The organism is Burkholderia sp. COPS (assembly GCF_019425585.1).
Classification (GTDB): domain Bacteria; phylum Pseudomonadota; class Gammaproteobacteria; order Burkholderiales; family Burkholderiaceae; genus Burkholderia; species Burkholderia cepacia.
The window spans coordinates 155094-171866 of sequence record NZ_WIXR01000002.1 but is presented as its reverse complement, the minus strand read 5'-3'; the positions used below and the strand labels follow the sequence as shown (position 1 = coordinate 171866).

The 16773-nt window shown below is 66.5% G+C and carries 10 protein-coding genes; all 10 read right to left on the bottom strand.

All coding sequences use genetic code 11. The features are described 5' to 3' along the window. Nucleotides 1–135 precede the first annotated feature (135 nt). The gene (locus tag FOZ70_RS01290; protein ID WP_219704792.1) at nt 136–1494 is read right to left on the bottom strand and encodes an MFS transporter; all 1359 of its coding nucleotides are present in this window, start codon (nt 1492–1494) and stop codon (nt 136–138) included. Further along, nucleotides 1487–2197, bottom strand: coding sequence for a hypothetical protein (locus FOZ70_RS01285; protein WP_048027334.1), 711 nt, complete (start codon nt 2195–2197; stop codon nt 1487–1489). The genes FOZ70_RS01290 and FOZ70_RS01285 overlap by 8 nt, the downstream gene beginning before the upstream one ends. A 2-nt stretch (nt 2198–2199) precedes the next feature. Beyond that, a complete protein-coding gene (locus FOZ70_RS01280) occupies nt 2200–2973 on the bottom strand; it encodes a 2OG-Fe(II) oxygenase (protein WP_346656377.1) in 774 nt (257 codons plus the stop codon). Between the two features lie 76 nt (nt 2974–3049). Further along, complete coding sequence (locus FOZ70_RS01275) at nt 3050–5434, bottom strand: TonB-dependent receptor (RefSeq protein WP_226193276.1); 2385 nt, start codon at nt 5432–5434, stop codon at nt 3050–3052. A gap of 752 nt (nt 5435–6186) precedes the next feature. Beyond that, nucleotides 6187–6618, bottom strand: coding sequence for a biopolymer transporter ExbD (locus FOZ70_RS01270; protein ID WP_048027339.1), 432 nt, complete (start codon nt 6616–6618; stop codon nt 6187–6189). Nucleotides 6619–6630: 12 nt separating this feature from the next. Next, nucleotides 6631–7053, bottom strand: coding sequence for a biopolymer transporter ExbD (locus FOZ70_RS01265; RefSeq protein ID WP_219704790.1), 423 nt, complete (start codon nt 7051–7053; stop codon nt 6631–6633). Nucleotides 7054–7065: 12 nt separating this feature from the next. Further along, nucleotides 7066–8001, bottom strand: a complete 936-nt coding sequence (locus FOZ70_RS01260) for a MotA/TolQ/ExbB proton channel family protein (protein WP_059492862.1) — start codon at nt 7999–8001, stop codon at nt 7066–7068. Between the two features lie 69 nt (nt 8002–8070). After that, entirely contained in the window at nt 8071–8766 is a 696-nt protein-coding gene (locus FOZ70_RS01255; protein WP_219704789.1) for an energy transducer TonB, read from the bottom strand. A 108-nt stretch (nt 8767–8874) separates the two neighbouring features. Further along, nucleotides 8875–9915 (bottom strand): LLM class flavin-dependent oxidoreductase, encoded by a 1041-nt coding sequence (locus tag FOZ70_RS01250; protein ID WP_021156563.1) that lies wholly within the window; start codon nt 9913–9915, stop codon nt 8875–8877. A gap of 875 nt (nt 9916–10790) precedes the next feature. Next, nucleotides 10791–16685, bottom strand: a complete 5895-nt coding sequence (gene uvrA, locus FOZ70_RS01245) for an excinuclease ABC subunit UvrA (RefSeq protein WP_219704788.1) — start codon at nt 16683–16685, stop codon at nt 10791–10793. Between the last annotated feature and the right edge of the window lie 88 nt (nt 16686–16773).

Sequence of the window (16773 nt, the reverse complement as noted above, 5' to 3'; positions counted from 1 at the left end):
CGCGCCCCGTGCGAGCCAGGCCGCGCGCCTGTCGGGCAAGACGACGGATGCCCGGCAACCGCCCGGACATCCGCCTGCTATTGATGGGAACCCGTTCGCGCGACGATCCGCGAGCGATGCGACTCCGGCGGCCGGTCAGTCGATGGCCACCGCCACCGACTCGCGCGACAGCACGTGGTACAGCGCGCCGGCGGCGAGGATGATGGCCGCGAGCGCCAGCATCAGCGTCTGGTAGCCATGCCGGAAATCGTCGACCTGCCGCATCAGGAAGATGGCGAACGCAATGCCGCTCGCGCCGCCCACGTTGTGCACGGTCCACGACGTGCCCATCGCCACGGCCGCCTTTTCGCGCGGCAACGCACCCAGCGCCACCAGCGTCGACGGCCCGAGTATCGCGCCCCAGCCGATGCCGAACAGCAGCAGCGGCACGACGAACCAGGCGGCGTCAGGCTGCCCCGCGACGATCGACAGCAGAACCGACGCGACGACGAACAGCGACAGGCCGGTCACGATCACCCGCGACGGGCCGAGCCGTTCGCTGCGGCCGCCGATCCAGGACGACGCGATGGAGAACGTGATGGTCGCCGGCAGCAGATACAGCCCGATGGTGATGTCGCTCTTGTGAAGCTGGGTCGAAAAGAAGATCGGCAGGGTGAGCAGCACGATGCAGTAGAAGAACGCGAGAAAGAACGTCGCGAGCAGCGCGGACAGGAACCTCGGTTCGCGGAAGAAATGAAACTCGACGATCGGGTCGCGCGTGCGCAACTCATGCCAGACGAACAGCGCCAGCGCGACGAGCGACACCGGCAGCAACCAGAGATTGAGCCCGCCGCCGTCGACGGACAGATAGCTGACGAGCGTGGTCAGGCCGACGACCAGCAGCAGGCACCCCGTCACGTCGATGCGCTTGTGCGCCTGCGCCTTGAACTCCGGTATCGCCCAGGCGCAGAGCACCAGGCTGATCGCGATGAACGGAATGTTGATCAGGAACGCGTCGTGCCAGTCGAGCGCGCCGGCGAACAGGCCGCCGATGATCGGGCCGAGCGCCAGCCCGACGCCGTTGGCGCCGAACAGGATCCCCAGCGCCTTGCCCTGTTCGTTCTCGTCGAACGTATAGCTGACGATCGCGCCCGATACCGTGTACAGGATCGCGCAGCCGATGCCCTGCAGGAAGCGGAACCCGACCAGCAGCCAGAACTGATGCGCGATACCGGCCAGCAACGAAGCCGCGCCGAAGATCACGAGGCCGACGATCAGCAGCTTCTTGCGGCCCAGGTTGTCGGCCAGCGTCGCAACCGGCACCATGAACGCGGACAGCGCGACCATGAAGATGGACGTGATCCACTGCGTCGTCTGGATCGGGATCGAAAAGTCGCGGCCGATCGCCGGAAGAATCGTGTTGACGACCGTGAGATCGATACATCCCAGGAAGCTCGCGATACAGATGCCGGTCAGCCCGACGTATTTCCGAACCTTGCTCGATGAATTAGTCATGCGCCAGTGCCTCGGTTTCCTCGTCTGCGTGCGACTGCGATTTTTTCTTGAACTTGACCGCCAGCCAGTTGGCGCGGGCATCGCTCCCGTTCTGCACGAAAATCTCGCGGGTCTTGCTCATCGCGGCGGTCATCTGCTTCGGGTAGATGATGAAATCGATGCCGTCCCGCGCCCACATCGGCATGATGATCGGGCATTCCTCGAGAATGTAGAAGAGCGAGCGATAGAACGCGTCCTCGTGTTCTCGGGTGCCCTGCACGAGCCCGTTCCGCTCCGCGAACACGCCGATGGTGTCGTTGATCGCGTAACGGTATTCTGGATTCGAGTAGTACTCGTTCGTGATCAGATGGTAGTACTGCGAATAGTCGTCGCGGCGCAGCAGGTCATCCCATCGCAGGATCTCGCGCCGCATCGACAGTTTCGCGAGGGTTCCCTCGTGGTCCCGCAGCCACGCGTCGCCGCGGTCGCGGCTTTTCTGATAGTTGCTGCGCGCGGAGCCGGTCGCATAGTTGTGGCGCTGCAGCGTATCGGCCACGCCGATCACGCATTGCCCGAACCCCGCCACGTTGATCTTGTCGACGGTCGCCGCCAGCTTTTCGCCTTCGTGATATTCCTTGCCGACGCTGATCAGCAGCAGTGCCGTCTTGCCGACGTACTCGTGTGCCTGAAATTTTCCTTGTGCCTGCAATGAAACCTTGTACATGGTCAGCTCCAGTAAACTAAGGGTTCGGTAACGGATTTGATGCCGACGAAGGCACTCAACGTGACCCGGTCGGTGCCCCGGACGGGGCGAACCGCGTGGATGAAACGCGGATTCAGGAAGATCAGGTCGCCCACCTCCGGCTTGATCACCAGGTCGGGCGCGCCCACCTGCTCGCGGCTGATCCCGTAGTGGCGATCGCCCTTGAGCGCTTCGTATTCGCGCGCATCGGGTGCGACGCGCCAGAGTTCCAGCTCGCCGCCGTGCGGCGGCACCTGCAGATAGATGTTGGCCGACAGCTGATACTGCAGCGCCCATCCGGTGCCCGCCGGCAGCGTCCATTCCAGGTTGTCGATGTGCGGCTCGAGATCCACGCCGGGCGTCAGGTAGCGGCACACGCCGACGAAGCACTTGCTCCCGTCCACACTCAGCAGCCGTGCCCCTTCGGGCCACGCGTCGTCGAGCAGCGTGCGGAACCGGTCGACCGGCGACGCCAGCTCGCCGAACAACGTCCGAACGCGCTCGATGTTGGCGCGCGCATGCCGGTGATACGCCTGCCGCACCTCTTCGGATCGCACCTCCGCGTACGCGATGCCGAGCCGCGTAAATTCGGCTGCGTGACCCAGCGCGCCCCGGTCGGGATGGGCGAACAGCTGCTCCTCCGCTCGCCGGACGACCGCCGGCGGCGTGAACGCACGAATGCGTATCGCGAGCGCATTGCCTCTGCACAAATCGAGAATGTGATCGGCGCACAGCGACGTTTCGTCGACGTCGATCACTGCATGGTCAACCTCTGCCGGTCGGTTCATGGCGTGATGGAATGAAGGAGTGAAGGAAGTAAGGGAGCCGCGCGCATCAGAGCAGGTAGCGGGCGCGCAGGTAATAGAAGCCGCCGTTGATGCCGATCGGCGACGACACGATGTCGTACTGCGTGCCCAGGAACTGGTTCTCGGACGGCAGCTTGCTCGGGTACACGTTGAACAGGTTGTTCGCGCCCACCGCGATTTCGAACTTGCGTGTCATCGCGTAGCGCAGCTCGACGTCGGTGACGTATCGTGCCGCGTTCGTGAAATGCGCGAAGCGCGTCGTCGAAAATGCATTCGGGCCGCTCCAGTAGCTCTCTTCGCCGGAGGTCGTGCCGTAACGCGTTTCATGCAGGCTGAGCGCCCATTTGTCACGGTGCCAGGTGCCGCCGACGATGATCTTGTTCTTCGGCGTCGACGACGTGATGTAGCCGACCTGCTGCGCGTTCAACAGCGTGTTGCCGTTGGTGTCGCGGCCCACGCTCGTCACGCTCGTCGTGTTGAAGTTGATGCCGAGATCCCAGTCGACGCTCCCCCACCTCGCGAAGTTGCTGTGATACGTGGCCAGGATGTCGAGGCCGCGCGTGCGCGTATTCACGCCGTTCGTGAAATAGTTCGCCGTCACCGACGGCAAGCCCGCCGGCAACGTGATGCCGGCCTGCGTCAGCGCATCGATCGCGGCCTGTCCGCTATAGGTGCCGCCCTGCACGATCCGGTCGCGGATGTTGATCTGGTACGCGTCGATCGTCACGTTCAGGTTCGGCAGCGGGTTGAGCACGAGCCCGATATCGAAGTTGGTCGACTTCTCGGGCTTGAGCGGCGTCGCGCCGAGGTTGCGTGCGGCCTGCGAGTTCGGGGCCAGTTGCCCGTAGGCGGAAAGCGGCGAGATGTTCAGGTTCGTGAAGTACTGCTGCGCGAGCGACGGCGCGCGAAAGCCGGTGCCGACGCTTCCGCGGACCGCGATGCGCGGCGTGATGTCGTAACGCGTCGAGACCTTGCCGTTGGTCGTGCTGCCCACGTCGTTGTAATGCTCGAAGCGCCCCGCGAGATCCACCTGCCAGTTCGGCGCGAGCCGGGTGGCGAGATCGATGTAGGTGCCGAGTACCTCGCGCGATTTCGACAGCGCACTGAGCGGCGACAGGCCCGGCAACGCCTGGCTGCCCGCACCGTAGGTCGACGCGGGATCGCCGGCGCCGACCGTGTAGCTTTCGTGGCGATGCTCGGCGCCGACCGACACGTTGAGCGGGGCGGGCAGCAGCGGCAGGTGGAATGCACGCGACAGGTCCAGGTTGTTGGTCCACTGCGTGTTCGTGAAGGTCGACAGGCGGAAGCCGGTCGGCGTCGATCCGGTTGCGGCGAACAGGCTCGTGTTCGCCGAATTGACCATGCCGATGCCGATGTTGTCACGGCCGTAGGTCGAACTGATGTCCCATGCCCAGCCGAGCAGCCGGTCGCCTTTCACGCCCGCGGTCAGCGAAAAGTCGTTTTCGTTGATCGTTTCCTGCGGCGTGAAGCCGTTCGGATAGAGCGCGGGCAGGACCGACGGCAACCGGTAATTCTGGTAGCTGCCGCCGCTCCGGTGGGCATACGTACCGAAGCCGTACAGCTTCGCGCCGCCTTCGAGCAGGTAACCCGCGTTGAAGGCGACCGATTCCCGCGTGCTGGCAGGCGACCCGAGAATCAGGTTGTCGTTCCGGCCGGTTCGCGGATCGGCGCCGGTTCGCACCGTATGATTCTGCCGGTTGTATTCGGCGCTCAGGTCGACATAACCGGCATCGCCGAGCCTCAGCCCGATGGTGGCCGCATTGTTTTGCGCGAGGCCGTCGCCCTGATAGGTCTGGCCGGTCGTGTTCGACACCTCGCCACCCTGGTAATTCGACTTGAGGATGACGTTGATCACGCCGGCAATCGCATCCGAGCCGTATTGCGCGGATGCGCCGTCACGGAGAATCTCGACATGATCGATCGCCGTGACCGGGATCAGGTCGACGTCGACACCGGTCGATCCTTGCTGCGGCCCGCGGTTCAGCGACACATTCGCGGTCGAATGGCGGCGCTTGCCGTTCACGAGCACCAGCACGTAATCGGGGCTCAGCCCGTGCAGCGTCAGCGCGCTGGTCAGGTTGCCCGCATCGCCGCGCATCGCCTGGCGCGCGATCGACGGCGAGAGCTGGACGAGTGCGTCGCGCAGGTTGCCCTGCCCGGTGCGCCGCAATGCGTCGCCGCTGATCACTTCCACCGGGGCGGCGGCATCGCGCACTTTGCGCGCGCTTTCACGCGTGCCGGTCGTGACGACGACGTCCTGAACGGTGACGACGACGTCCCGGGTATCGCCGGCAGGCGCCGGTTCCGGCTTCGTGCCTTGTGCCCACGCGGCGCTGCCGGCGGTAATCCAGCAGGCGGCCAGCGCCAGCGAGCGGCAACGGGGGATCCTCACGCGCGCAATGTCGTTTCTCTGATCAACCACTTCAAGGCCCTCATTTCAGCGAGCCGCGAAGTGTCGTTTCATTCTCGCGTCACGCTTCTCGTTTGTTTTGATATCAGTGCGTGACGAATCATCCTCCTGGTGTAATCGTTTGTTAAATAACAAATACGCATTTTCATTTATCAATTCATCCGACAATTAGCGGCCTTGCGCACGATTACGCAATCACGCAGAAAATGTTGCGATTGCGTGGCGAATGGAAATGGCGCCGGTTAAATCGGCAGATATTGACGATGCCCGATTTGAATAATTAAAGGGAATATGCGCACGTTTGTGAAATATCGATTTCGCTCGACAAGCTGCGCATTGCATGTTCGAACCGATGGGCCGGAAAGTATCGTGACGATGTCGACATCATTGCGATGGCGGAACGATCGCGGCCCGGCGGCCCTGCTCCGCTTCGAGCCGTCTCCGCTGATGGGGGTGGCCGGCTCAGGAGGAACGCGTCGGTTTCTCGATGCGAATGGATGGCCGGTCGCCCGGCGTATCCGTTTGAAGCTTGGCAGGTGATCTGCTCGTGCGGGAGCGCCGGGCCTGGGCAACACGTTTGCGTCACCCGGCCGGAAAATGCGATTCACGCGCGGTTGCGTGAATTTACGTGACAGTGCGGCGATTGCGCGGGCAGCGGCACCCGAGCGGATCGCGCGATCGCGTGCGACCCGGCGGGATACGACTCGATCCGCGCCGTCGTTCTTTCGAGCCGCTCACTCCATGTACTGCTCGTTGCCGATCAGGCCGATCTTCGTCGCGCCTTCGCGCTGGGCCGAGGCCAGCACTTCGGCCACCGCCTTGTACGGTGCGGACTTGTCCGGGCGCAGCCGGATCTCGTCCTGGTCGGCCTCGGCCGCCACCGCGCGGAACTTCGCATCCAGCGCGGCCCCGCCGCTCACTGCCGCGCCGTTCCAGTTGACTGCCCCGTCCGCACCGATGTCGATCTGCACCACCTGGGGCGGATGCGGTGGCGGCGGTGGGTTCCCCACTGGCAGGTTCATCTTCACCGAGTGCATCTGGATCGGGATCGTGATAATCAACATGATCAGCAGCACCAGCATCACGTCGATCAACGGCGTGGTGTTGATGTCCACCATCACGTCCGGCTCGTCCTTGCTCCCTCCGGAGCCTGCGTTCATACCCATCGTTCGAACTCCCTAGCCCCCGCGCGCGGGCGGCTGCGTGATGAAGGCGACCTTGACGACCCCGGCCCGCTCGCATGCCGCGACGACCCGGCCGATGTACTGATATGGCGTCGCCTGATCGCCGCGCACGTGCACGTCCGGCTGCGGCGCCTGCGTCGAAATCTCCTTCAGCCGCGACACCAGCGTCGAAAGGTTCACATGCTCGGTGCCCCAGAAAAGGTCGCCCTGCCGGTTCACTGCGATCTCGATGCTTTTCGGCTGGGTCTGCAGCGGCTGGACGCGCTCCGCCGGCAACTGCACCTGGATTGTGTGCGTCACCACCGGGATCGTGATCAGGAAGATGATCAGCAGCACCAGCATCACGTCCACGAGCGGCGTCGTGTTGATCGCCGAGATCACCTCGTCGTTGTCGTCACCGCCGACACTGATTGCCATGACGCGCCCCGCTTACGACTGAACCGCCAGCGCCTGCGGCGACTGTGCCGCCGGCGTCGCGATGCGGCCCGCCGCGCGCCTGCCGCCCGCGAGCAATACCGTGTGCAGTTGCGCGCCGAAATCGCGCACGCGTTCCATGACCGACTTGTTGCGACGCACGAGGAAGTTGTAGCCGAGCACGGCCGGCACGGCCACCGCGAGGCCGATCGCGGTCATGATCAGCGCCTCGCCCACCGGGCCGGCAACCTTGTCGATCGACGCCTGGCCCGCGATGCCGATGGCCGTCAGCGCGTGATAGATGCCCCACACGGTGCCGAACAGGCCGACGAACGGCGCGGTGGAGCCCACCGTGCCGAGAAACGCCAGGCCATCCTGCAGTCGGTTCGACACGCTGGTGATCGAGCGCTCGATGTTCAGCTCGATCCAGGTGTTGCGGTCGACCGAATCGAGCAATGCGGTGTCGTGGTGCTCCCCCGCCTCGATCGCATTCTCGGCGATGAAGCGAAACGGCGACGTATCGTCGAGCTGGGCGGCACCCTCGGCCAGCGTCGGCGCATTCCAGACCTGCTCGTCGGCCGACTTCGCGCGGCCGTTCGCGCGTGCCTGCTCGATGAACTTGGTGACCATGACGTACCAGCTGCCGAGCGACATGACCACGAGCAGCCCCAGTACGAAACGCGCGACGAAATCGCCGTTCGCCCACAGGGCGCCCAGGCCGTACGGGTTCTCGACGGTGGCCGACGTCGCGGGTTCGGGCGGCGGCACCGCACGATCGGCCGCACTTGAGGCAGCCGGTGCCGCCGAGGTCAGTGCCACGCCGGAGGTTGCCTGGCTCGCGGATGCCGCCGCTTGCTGTGCAAGCACGGCTTGCGGGGCGATCAGCGTGCCGCCGATGCCGGCCGATATCATCAGACTTGCCGCGACTGCGGCGCGAAAACGCTTGTTCATAAGGACTCCGTATGCGTCATGTGTCGATTCGAAAAACCGGCCCGGTCGAACGGCTTGCCGTGGCCTGCGTCAATTCAGGTTGAAGGAAAACGGTACGCGCACGCGCACGGATTGCCCCTGGGCAATACAGTTGAAGCGCTTGACCGCGTTGAGCGCCGCACGATTGAGCACCGGGTCGGCCGGCTGCGCGACCCGCAGGTTCGTGACGCGGCCGTCCGGATCGACGGTGAATTCGACGGTCACGTCGCCCGTGATGTTGTTGTCCTGTGCCTCCGCCGGGTAGACGATCGACGACCGCACCTCGTCCGAATTCGGGCAGACCACACCGATCTCGCGATTCACCGGCTTGGCAACCGGCACCGGCGCCGGCGCGGGCGGCGCCTCGTGCACCGGTGCGCTCGGCGCCGGCACGTCCTGATGCGTGATGGTGGCGGGCGGCGGGGCCTGCACGTGCACCTCCGGCGGCGGCACGAACGGCGGCGGCGGCGCCGTCGCCCTCGGCTTCGACACGACCTTTTCGACCGCCTTCGGTGGCGGCGGAGGCGGCGGCGGCTTCACCGGTGCGATGATGCGTGCCTCGATCGGTTGCTGGACGATCTGGACGACCCGGGTCGCGAGACCGTTCACGAGCGCCCAGATCAGGACGAGATGCAGCGCAATGGCGATCGCGATGCCGCCGAAGCGGCGAACCGGATGCGTCTGCCTGTTGCCGAAGCGGCGCGGGCGGCCGATTGCCGCGAGCCGGGATGGAGAAGCGGTGGTCATGTTCGGTCCAGTTGCAACGAGATCGAACGTGCGGCGTGCCCGGCGGCATCCGGTCCGTCGCCGACTTCGATCACGTGCGCCATTCGATGGAATGTCATGTCGATCGCATCAGGCCGCGGCGGGCTCGCGCCGGTCAACCGGCTGCCACCCGAGTGCCGGGGCGATACGCGTGATGAAATCGTCGAGGATCTGCCGGTAGTTCTCGAACGGCAGGTCGTAAGGCAATTCGAGGCGCAGCTCCCGCACCTGTCCGACCACCGGGTCGGCCAGCAGCCGCTCCACGATCTCGTCCGAGCTGCCGACGAGATCCGGCGCGAACAGCGTGCGCCGCTCGCCCTGCGGCGCCAGCGTGCGGGCGTGGCGGGCGTCGGCAAATGCGCGATAGCGTTCGCGCTCCTTCGCGCTCGCGCCGTCGGTCGGGACGATCACACGCCCCAGCGCGATCCGCGGTTCGTGAGCTTCATGCCAATGGTCGCGATACAGATCCAGTTGCCGCAACTGGGCGTCGATATGGCTATCGGTGCCCTCGCCCGTGGTTATATTGCCGATCAGCAGGTTGAACCCGTTCCTGGCGGCCCATTCGATCGAGCGCCTGGAACCGCCCCCGTACCAGAGTCGCCCCGTCAGGCCCGGCGCAAACGGGCTCACGCGCGGCCGTACCCGGCCCGCAGCCGATTCGACGAACGTGTCGTCGTCGCCGAGCCAGTCACCGGCGAGATTGCGGCGCAGGCGTGCCACACGCGCATGCGAGAAGTCGACGAGATCCGGATCGGTGTCGAACAGCCGCTCGCCCAGCAGCGCGCCGTGATTCGGCGCGCCCGCGCTGAGCCCGACATTGAGCCGCCCGCGCGAGAGCACGTCGACGGTGGCGAGATCCTCGGCCAGCCGGAACGGATTCTCGTATCCCATCTGGATGACCGCGGCGCCCAATCCGATCCGGGTCGTGCGCTGGCTCGCCGCCGCGAGAAACGTGGCGGCCGACGACACGGCGCGCTCGAGATGGCGTTGCCGCACCCACGCGCTGTCGTAACCGAGCGCCTCGCCCGCGCTGAACAGTTCGAGCGTCTGCTCGAATCCCGCCGCCGCGTCTTCACCGGCGTAATTGCCCGGTGTCAGGAAGGCAATGTGATCAATGCGGACGTTGCTCACTTTCGTATCCTTCGTCATTGGGTCTGTCTGGTGGTACACGCGCCGCGTGCGGTCGGCCCGGGATCTGCCCGATCCGCCTGTCGACAGGCATGACGCACGACCGGCACGGCACCATCGACCGGAACGCGCGCGTTCACCTCTTTGGCGATCGGTTTTTTATCGGGGATCGAAAAAAGGAAACGAGACATCGAACTCAACCTCGCAAATGGCCGGGCTGACCGGATTCAAACTTTCATGAAAAAGCGTCGAACAGGCAGGCAATCTCGGATGTCGATTATGGAGAACGTGCGACTGACCCGTTGCAGTCATTTCTTCTATGGATATGACGCGCGTATCAAAACAGATAGCGCGTGCACACATAATGAAAATCGAGATTGATTCAGGCGTGGCCGTACAAACCCGGGCAGTCGCACAAGGGGAACGTGCGATTCATGCGCCAGCGATAATGCGGCCCGGAAACCTGGACGATGAAGAAGAGAACCCGACCGTCACACCCGACGGGGTTAGATGCAAAGGTGCTGCACTTGCAACGCCCAAGGCAAGCGGACGCTGGCCGCTCTGGCGCAACGGTTTGACGCGCAGCCGAACCCGATCGCGGAATGGATGCGACAGCGCAGAAACGCGTGGGGGATATGTTTTTAGTGACGGGCACGCAATCGAGCGAGCGATCGACAGACCTGACGGCGCCGCATGCAGGAATGGCGCCGGTCGACACCAGAAAACGAAGCTCCGATAGCGCGAGGCATCGCGCATCGGAAGCGGAGTAACGGCGCCACACCGGAGCCATTACCCCACGGCTTGAAAGAACGGAACCGAGCCCGTTAGCCAGGAGGCAATCCCCCTGGCACCGGTGCCGTCAACACGAAGTGTCGCGCTCACCCGACCCGCGCTTCTCCCTCGCGCTCGGCTTCCCCTTCGCCCGTGCCCGTTCGCGCGAGCACCGGCTTGAGCGCCTGCCCCGTATGGCTCGCACGCACCTGCACGAGCGCTTCCGGCGGCGCCGCCGCGACGATCGTGCCGCCGCCCACGCCGCCTTCCGGCCCGAGATCGATGATCCAGTCGGCTTCCGCGATCACGTCGAGATCGTGCTCGATCACGACGACGCTGTGCCCCGCATCGACGAGCCGGTGCAGCACGCGAATCAGCTTCGCGACGTCCGCCATGTGCAGGCCGACCGTCGGCTCGTCGAGCACGTACAGCGTGTGCGGCGCCTTCTGGCCGCGCCGCGTGATGTCGTCGCGCACCTTCGTCAGCTCGGTGACGAGCTTGATGCGCTGCGCCTCGCCGCCCGACAACGTCGGCGACGGCTGGCCGAGCGTCAGGTAGCCGAGGCCGACATCCTTCATCAGCTGCAACGGATGCGCGATGTTCGAGATCGGCGCAAAAAACTCCACCGCCTCGTCGATCTCCATCGTCAGCACGTCGCCGATGTTCCGGCCGCGCCACGTGACGGCGAGCGTCTCCGGGTTGAAGCGCTGCCCGTGGCACACGTCGCACGGCACCTTCACGTCGGGCAGGAAGCTCATGCCGATCGTGCGCACGCCTTGCCCTTCGCATGCGGGGCAACGCCCGTCGCCGGTGTTGAACGAGAAACGCGACGCCGTGTAGCCGCGCGCACGCGCTTCCAGCGTATCGGCGAACAGCTTGCGGATCGTGTCCCACACGCCGATATAGGTGGCCGGACACGAGCGCGGCGTCTTGCCGATCGGCGTCTGGTCGACTTCGAGCACGCGGTCGATCTGCTCCCAGCCGCTCAGCGATTCGCAGCCCTGCCACGCATGCGTGACGTTCAGCGAAGGCCGCGGCGCACTGCGCGCGAGCACGCTCGAGCGACGGTTGGTAGCCGGCGCGTCCTGCTGCGCGGCCTTGCGCGCGCGGCGCGTGGCCGGCGACGACAGCACCGAGCGGCCGACCGCGTCGAGCAGGTTCGTCATCACCACGTCGCGCGCGAGCGTCGACTTGCCCGAGCCGCTCACGCCCGTGACCGCGACGAGCCGCGCGAGCGGAATGCCGACCGTGACGTCGCGCAGGTTGTGCAGCCGCGCGCCGTGCACGGTCAGCCAGGCTTCCGGCACGGCCGCGCCGCCCTTCCTGCCCGGCAGGCTCACGCTGCGGCGCGGCTGCAGCGGGTGCGTCATCGGCTGCGCGAGCAGGCGGCCCGTCACGGAATCCGGCTGCGCGGCCAGATCGGCGACCGCGCCCTCGGCGACCAGCGTGCCGCCGCGCTTGCCCGCGCCCGGGCCGACGTCGATGATGTGATCGGCGCGGCGGATCGTGTCCTCGTCATGTTCGACGACGACGAGCGTGTTGCCCTTGTCGCCGAGCTTGCGCAGCGCATCCAGCAGGATCTGGTTGTCGCGCGGATGCAGACCGATCGTCGGTTCGTCGAGCACGTAGCAGACACCCTGCAGGTTGCTGCCGAGCTGCGCCGCGAGCCGGATGCGCTGCGCTTCGCCGCCCGACAGGCTCGGCGCCGCGCGATCGAGGCTCAGGTAGCCGAGCCCGACTTCCTCGAGAAACGCGAGGCGGCTGCCGATCTCGCTGACGATGTCGCGCGCGATCTGCGCGTCGCGCCCCGTCAGCTCCAGCCCGTCGATCCAGCGGCGCGTGTCCGACACCGTCCATTGCGCGACCTCGACGATCGGATGCGCGTCGAACGTCACCGCCCGCGCGGACGGGTTCAGCCGCGTGCCGTTGCAATGCGGGCACGGCTCGTTGCCGACGCCTTCCGGTTCCTGTTCGTCCGACGGCAGCGTCTGCTCGCGGCCGCGATCGTCCCCGGCGAGCACCGTGTCGTCATACGCGGCGCGCTGTTCGCGCGTGAGCGTGACGCCGGTGCCGACGCAGGTCGTGCACCAGCCGTGCTTGCTGTTGTACGAGAACATCCGCGGGTCCAGCTCCGGGTAGCTCGTGCCGCACACCTGGCACGCGCGCTTGACCGACAGCACCTTGACCGTGCCGACCCGCGCGGTCGAATGATCGTTCTGCATCGCGTCGTGCAACCCGTCGAGCGGCGCGAGCAGATGCATCACGCCCTTGCCGAGTTCGAGCGTCTCGTCGAGCACGCGTCGCAGTTCGGCTTCGTTGTCGGGGGACACGACGATATCGGCGACCGGCAGCTCGATCGTATGCTCGCGGAAGCGGTCGAGCTTCGGCCACGGATCGACCGGAACGAACTCGCCGTCGACCCGCAGATGCGTGCTGCCGCGCGCCTTCGCCCACTTCGCGAGATCCGTATACACGCCCTTGCGGTTCACGACGAGCGGCGCGAGCAGCCCGACGTGTTCGCCGCGATGATCGCGCAGCAACTGCGCGGCGATCGATTCGACGGACTGCGACGTGACCGGCGTGCCGTCGTGGATGCAATGCTGCAGGCCGAGCTTCACGTACAGCAGCCGCAGGAAGTGCCACACCTCGGACGTGGTCGCGACCGTGCTCTTGCGCCCGCCGCGCGACAGCCGCTGCTCGATCGCGACGGTCGGCGGGATGCCGTACACCGCGTCGACCTCGGGGCGGCCGGCCGGCTGCACGATCGAGCGCGCATACGCGTTCAGCGATTCGAGGTAACGGCGCTGGCCTTCGTGGAACAGGATGTCGAACGCGAGCGTCGACTTGCCGGAACCCGACACGCCGGTGATCACGTTGAACTTGCCGTGCGGAATGTCGACGTCGAGCGCCTTCAGGTTGTGCTCGCGCGCGTTGACGATCCGCACGACGTCCTCGCCTTCGATCGCACGCCGCTCGCGCGCCGCGTTCAGCACGGCCTGCAGCGGCTTGCCTTCGTCGGCGAGCGCCATGTCGGCATCCATCGCGCGTTCGTACTGCAGCAGCGCCACGCCGGTATGCGATTCGGCGCAGGCTTTCACGTCGTCGGGCGTGCCCGCGCACAGCACGAGGCCGCCGCCGTCGCCGCCTTCCGGGCCGAGATCGATCAGCCAGTCGGCCGCGCGGATCACGTCGAGGTTGTGCTCGATCACGATCAGCGAATGGCCGGCCGCGAGCAGCTTGCCGAACGCCTGCATCAGCTTCGCGATGTCGTCGAAGTGCAGCCCGGTGGTCGGCTCGTCGAACATGAACAGCTTCGCCCGCGCGATGCGCGCCTCCTCCGTGACGACCCGGCGGCCGTTCACGGCCGCCGCCGATTCGGCGAGGAAGCCGGCCAGCTTCAGGCGCTGCGCTTCGCCGCCCGACAGCGTCGGCACCGGCTGGCCGAGCTTCACGTATTCGAGGCCGACGTCGACGATCGGCTGCAGCACGCGCAGCACCTCGGCGTCGGTCGCGAAGAACGCGGCCGCTTCGCTGACGGTGAGATCGAGCACGTCGGCGATGCTCAGCGCGCGGCCGTCGCGCTCGATGCGCACTTCGAGAATCTCCGCGCGGTAGCGGCTGCCGTCGCAGTCCGGGCAGCGCAGATAGACGTCGCTCAGGAACTGCATCTCGATGTGCTCGAAACCCGAGCCGCCGCAGGTCGGGCAACGGCCGTCGCCCGAGTTGAAGCTGAACGTGCCGGCGCCGTAGCCGCGTTGCAGCGCAAGCGGCGCCTTCGCGAACAGCTTGCGGATCTCGTCGAACGCGCCGACGTAGCTCGCCGGGTTCGAACGGGTGGTCTTGCCGATCGGCGACTGGTCGACGAACACGACGTCGCCCACCTGGTCGGCGCCCGTGAGGCTGCGGTACGCGCCCGGCGACTCGGTCGCCTTGCCGTGGTGCCGCGCCATCGCCGGATAGAGCACGTCCTGCAGCAGCGTGGACTTGCCGGACCCCGACACGCCCGTCACGCAGACGAGCCGCTGCAGCGGAATCTCGACCGTCACGTCGCGCAGGTTGTGTTCGCTCGCGCCTTCGAGCACGATGCGCGGCGTATTCGCGTCGACCACCCGGCGCGCCCAGTTCGACGCATGCGCGACCTGCTTGCGGCCGCCGAGATACTCGCCCGTCAGCGTGTGCGCGGAGCGGATGTCGGCCGGCGTGCCGTCATAGACGATCGTGCCGCCGCGTTCGCCCGGGCCGGGCCCCATGTCGATCAGGCGATCGGCCGCGAGCATCACCGACGGATCGTGTTCGACCACCACCAGCGTATTGCCCGCGTCGCGCAACCGCTGCATCGCCTCGACGATCCGCGTGAGATCGCGCGGATGCAGCCCGATGCTCGGTTCGTCGAGCACGAACAGGGTTTTCGTGAGCGACGTGCCGAGCGCCGTCGTCAGGTTGATCCGCTGCACCTCGCCGCCCGACAGCGTGCGGCTCTGCCGGTCGAGCGTCAGGTAGCCGAGCCCGACATCGCACAGGTATTTCAGGCGCGTGCGCACCTCGGCGAGCAGCAGCTTCAATGCATCGTCGAGCAGCGCGCTCGGCAGGCTGATGTCGTCGAAGAAGCGGCGGATGCGCTCGATCGGCAACAGCATCAGGTCGTGCACGGTCAGGCCCGGCAGCGCCTCGAGCTGCGCGCGGCTCCAGTCGACGCCGCGCGGCATGAAACGGCCGGCCGGCGCGAGCACGCCGTCGGCGTTCTCTTTCGAGCCGAGCCGCCACTGCAGCGATTCCGTCTTCAGGCGCGCGCCGCCGCACACGTCGCACGGCGTGTAGCTGCGGTATTTCGACAGCAGCACGCGGATATGCATCTTGTACGCTTTCGACTCGAGATAGCCGAAGAAGCGCTTCACGCCGTACCACTGGCTCTGCCATTTGCCGTTCCAGTCCGGCGAACCGTTGACGACCCAGTCCCGCTCGGCGTCCGACAGCTCGGCCCACGGCGTGTCGCGCGGGATGCCGGCTTTCGCCGCGTAGCGCATCAGGTCGTCCTGGCACTCCTTCCACGCGGGCGTCTGCATCGGCTTGATCGCGCCGCCGCGCAGCGTCTTGCGCGCGTCGGGGATCACGAGGCCGAGATCGACGCCGATCACGCGGCCGAAGCCGCGGCAGGTTTCGCACGCGCCGTACGCCGAATTGAACGAGAACAGCGCCGCCTGCGGCTCCGCGTAGCGCAGGTCGCTGTCGGGATCGTGAAGCCCGGTGGAGAAGCGCCACACCTGCGGCTCGGCGATCGCGTTTTCCGCTTCCGGCGCCAGCACGTACACGTTCACGCGCCCGCCGCCGCGCTTCAGCGACGCCTCGATCGCCTCGACCACGCGCACCTTGTCGGCCTGCTGCACGCGAAAGCGGTCGGCCACCACGTCGAGCACCTTGCGCGGCCCGGTGGGCGACGCGACCTCGCGTTGCGCCTGCACGCGCGTGTAACCGCTCGCGGACAGCCACTGCGCGACTTCTTCATCGGACGCCGTTTCGGGCAGCTCGACCGGGAACGTGACGACGACGCGCGGATCGTCCGCCTGCGTGCGCGCGACGAGCTCCGCGTAGATCGTCTCCGGCGTGTCGTGCCGCACCTGCCGCGCGGTCTTGCGGTCGAACAGCTCGGCCGCGCGCGCGTACAGCAGCTTCAGGTGATCGTTCAGCTCGGTCATCGTGCCGACGGTCGAGCGCGAACTGCGCACCGGGTTGGTCTGGTCGATCGCGATCGCGGGCGGCACGCCGTCGACCCGCTCGACCTGCGGGCGGTCCATCCGGTCGAGGAACTGCCGCGCGTACGCGCTGAACGTCTCGACGTAGCGCCGCTGGCCTTCCGCGTACAGCGTGTCGAACACGAGACTCGACTTGCCGGAGCCCGACGGGCCGGTGACGACCGTCATCTCGCCGGTGCGCAGGTCGAGATCGAGGTTCTTGAGGTTGTGCTGACGTGCTCCGCGAATGCGGATCAGATTGCTGGATGACAATTTGCCTGCCCGTCTGAATGAGTTAACCAGAGTGCCCGGTGCCGGAACGCTGCGGCGGATGCCCGCAGGCGCGGCGCACGCGCCGCAA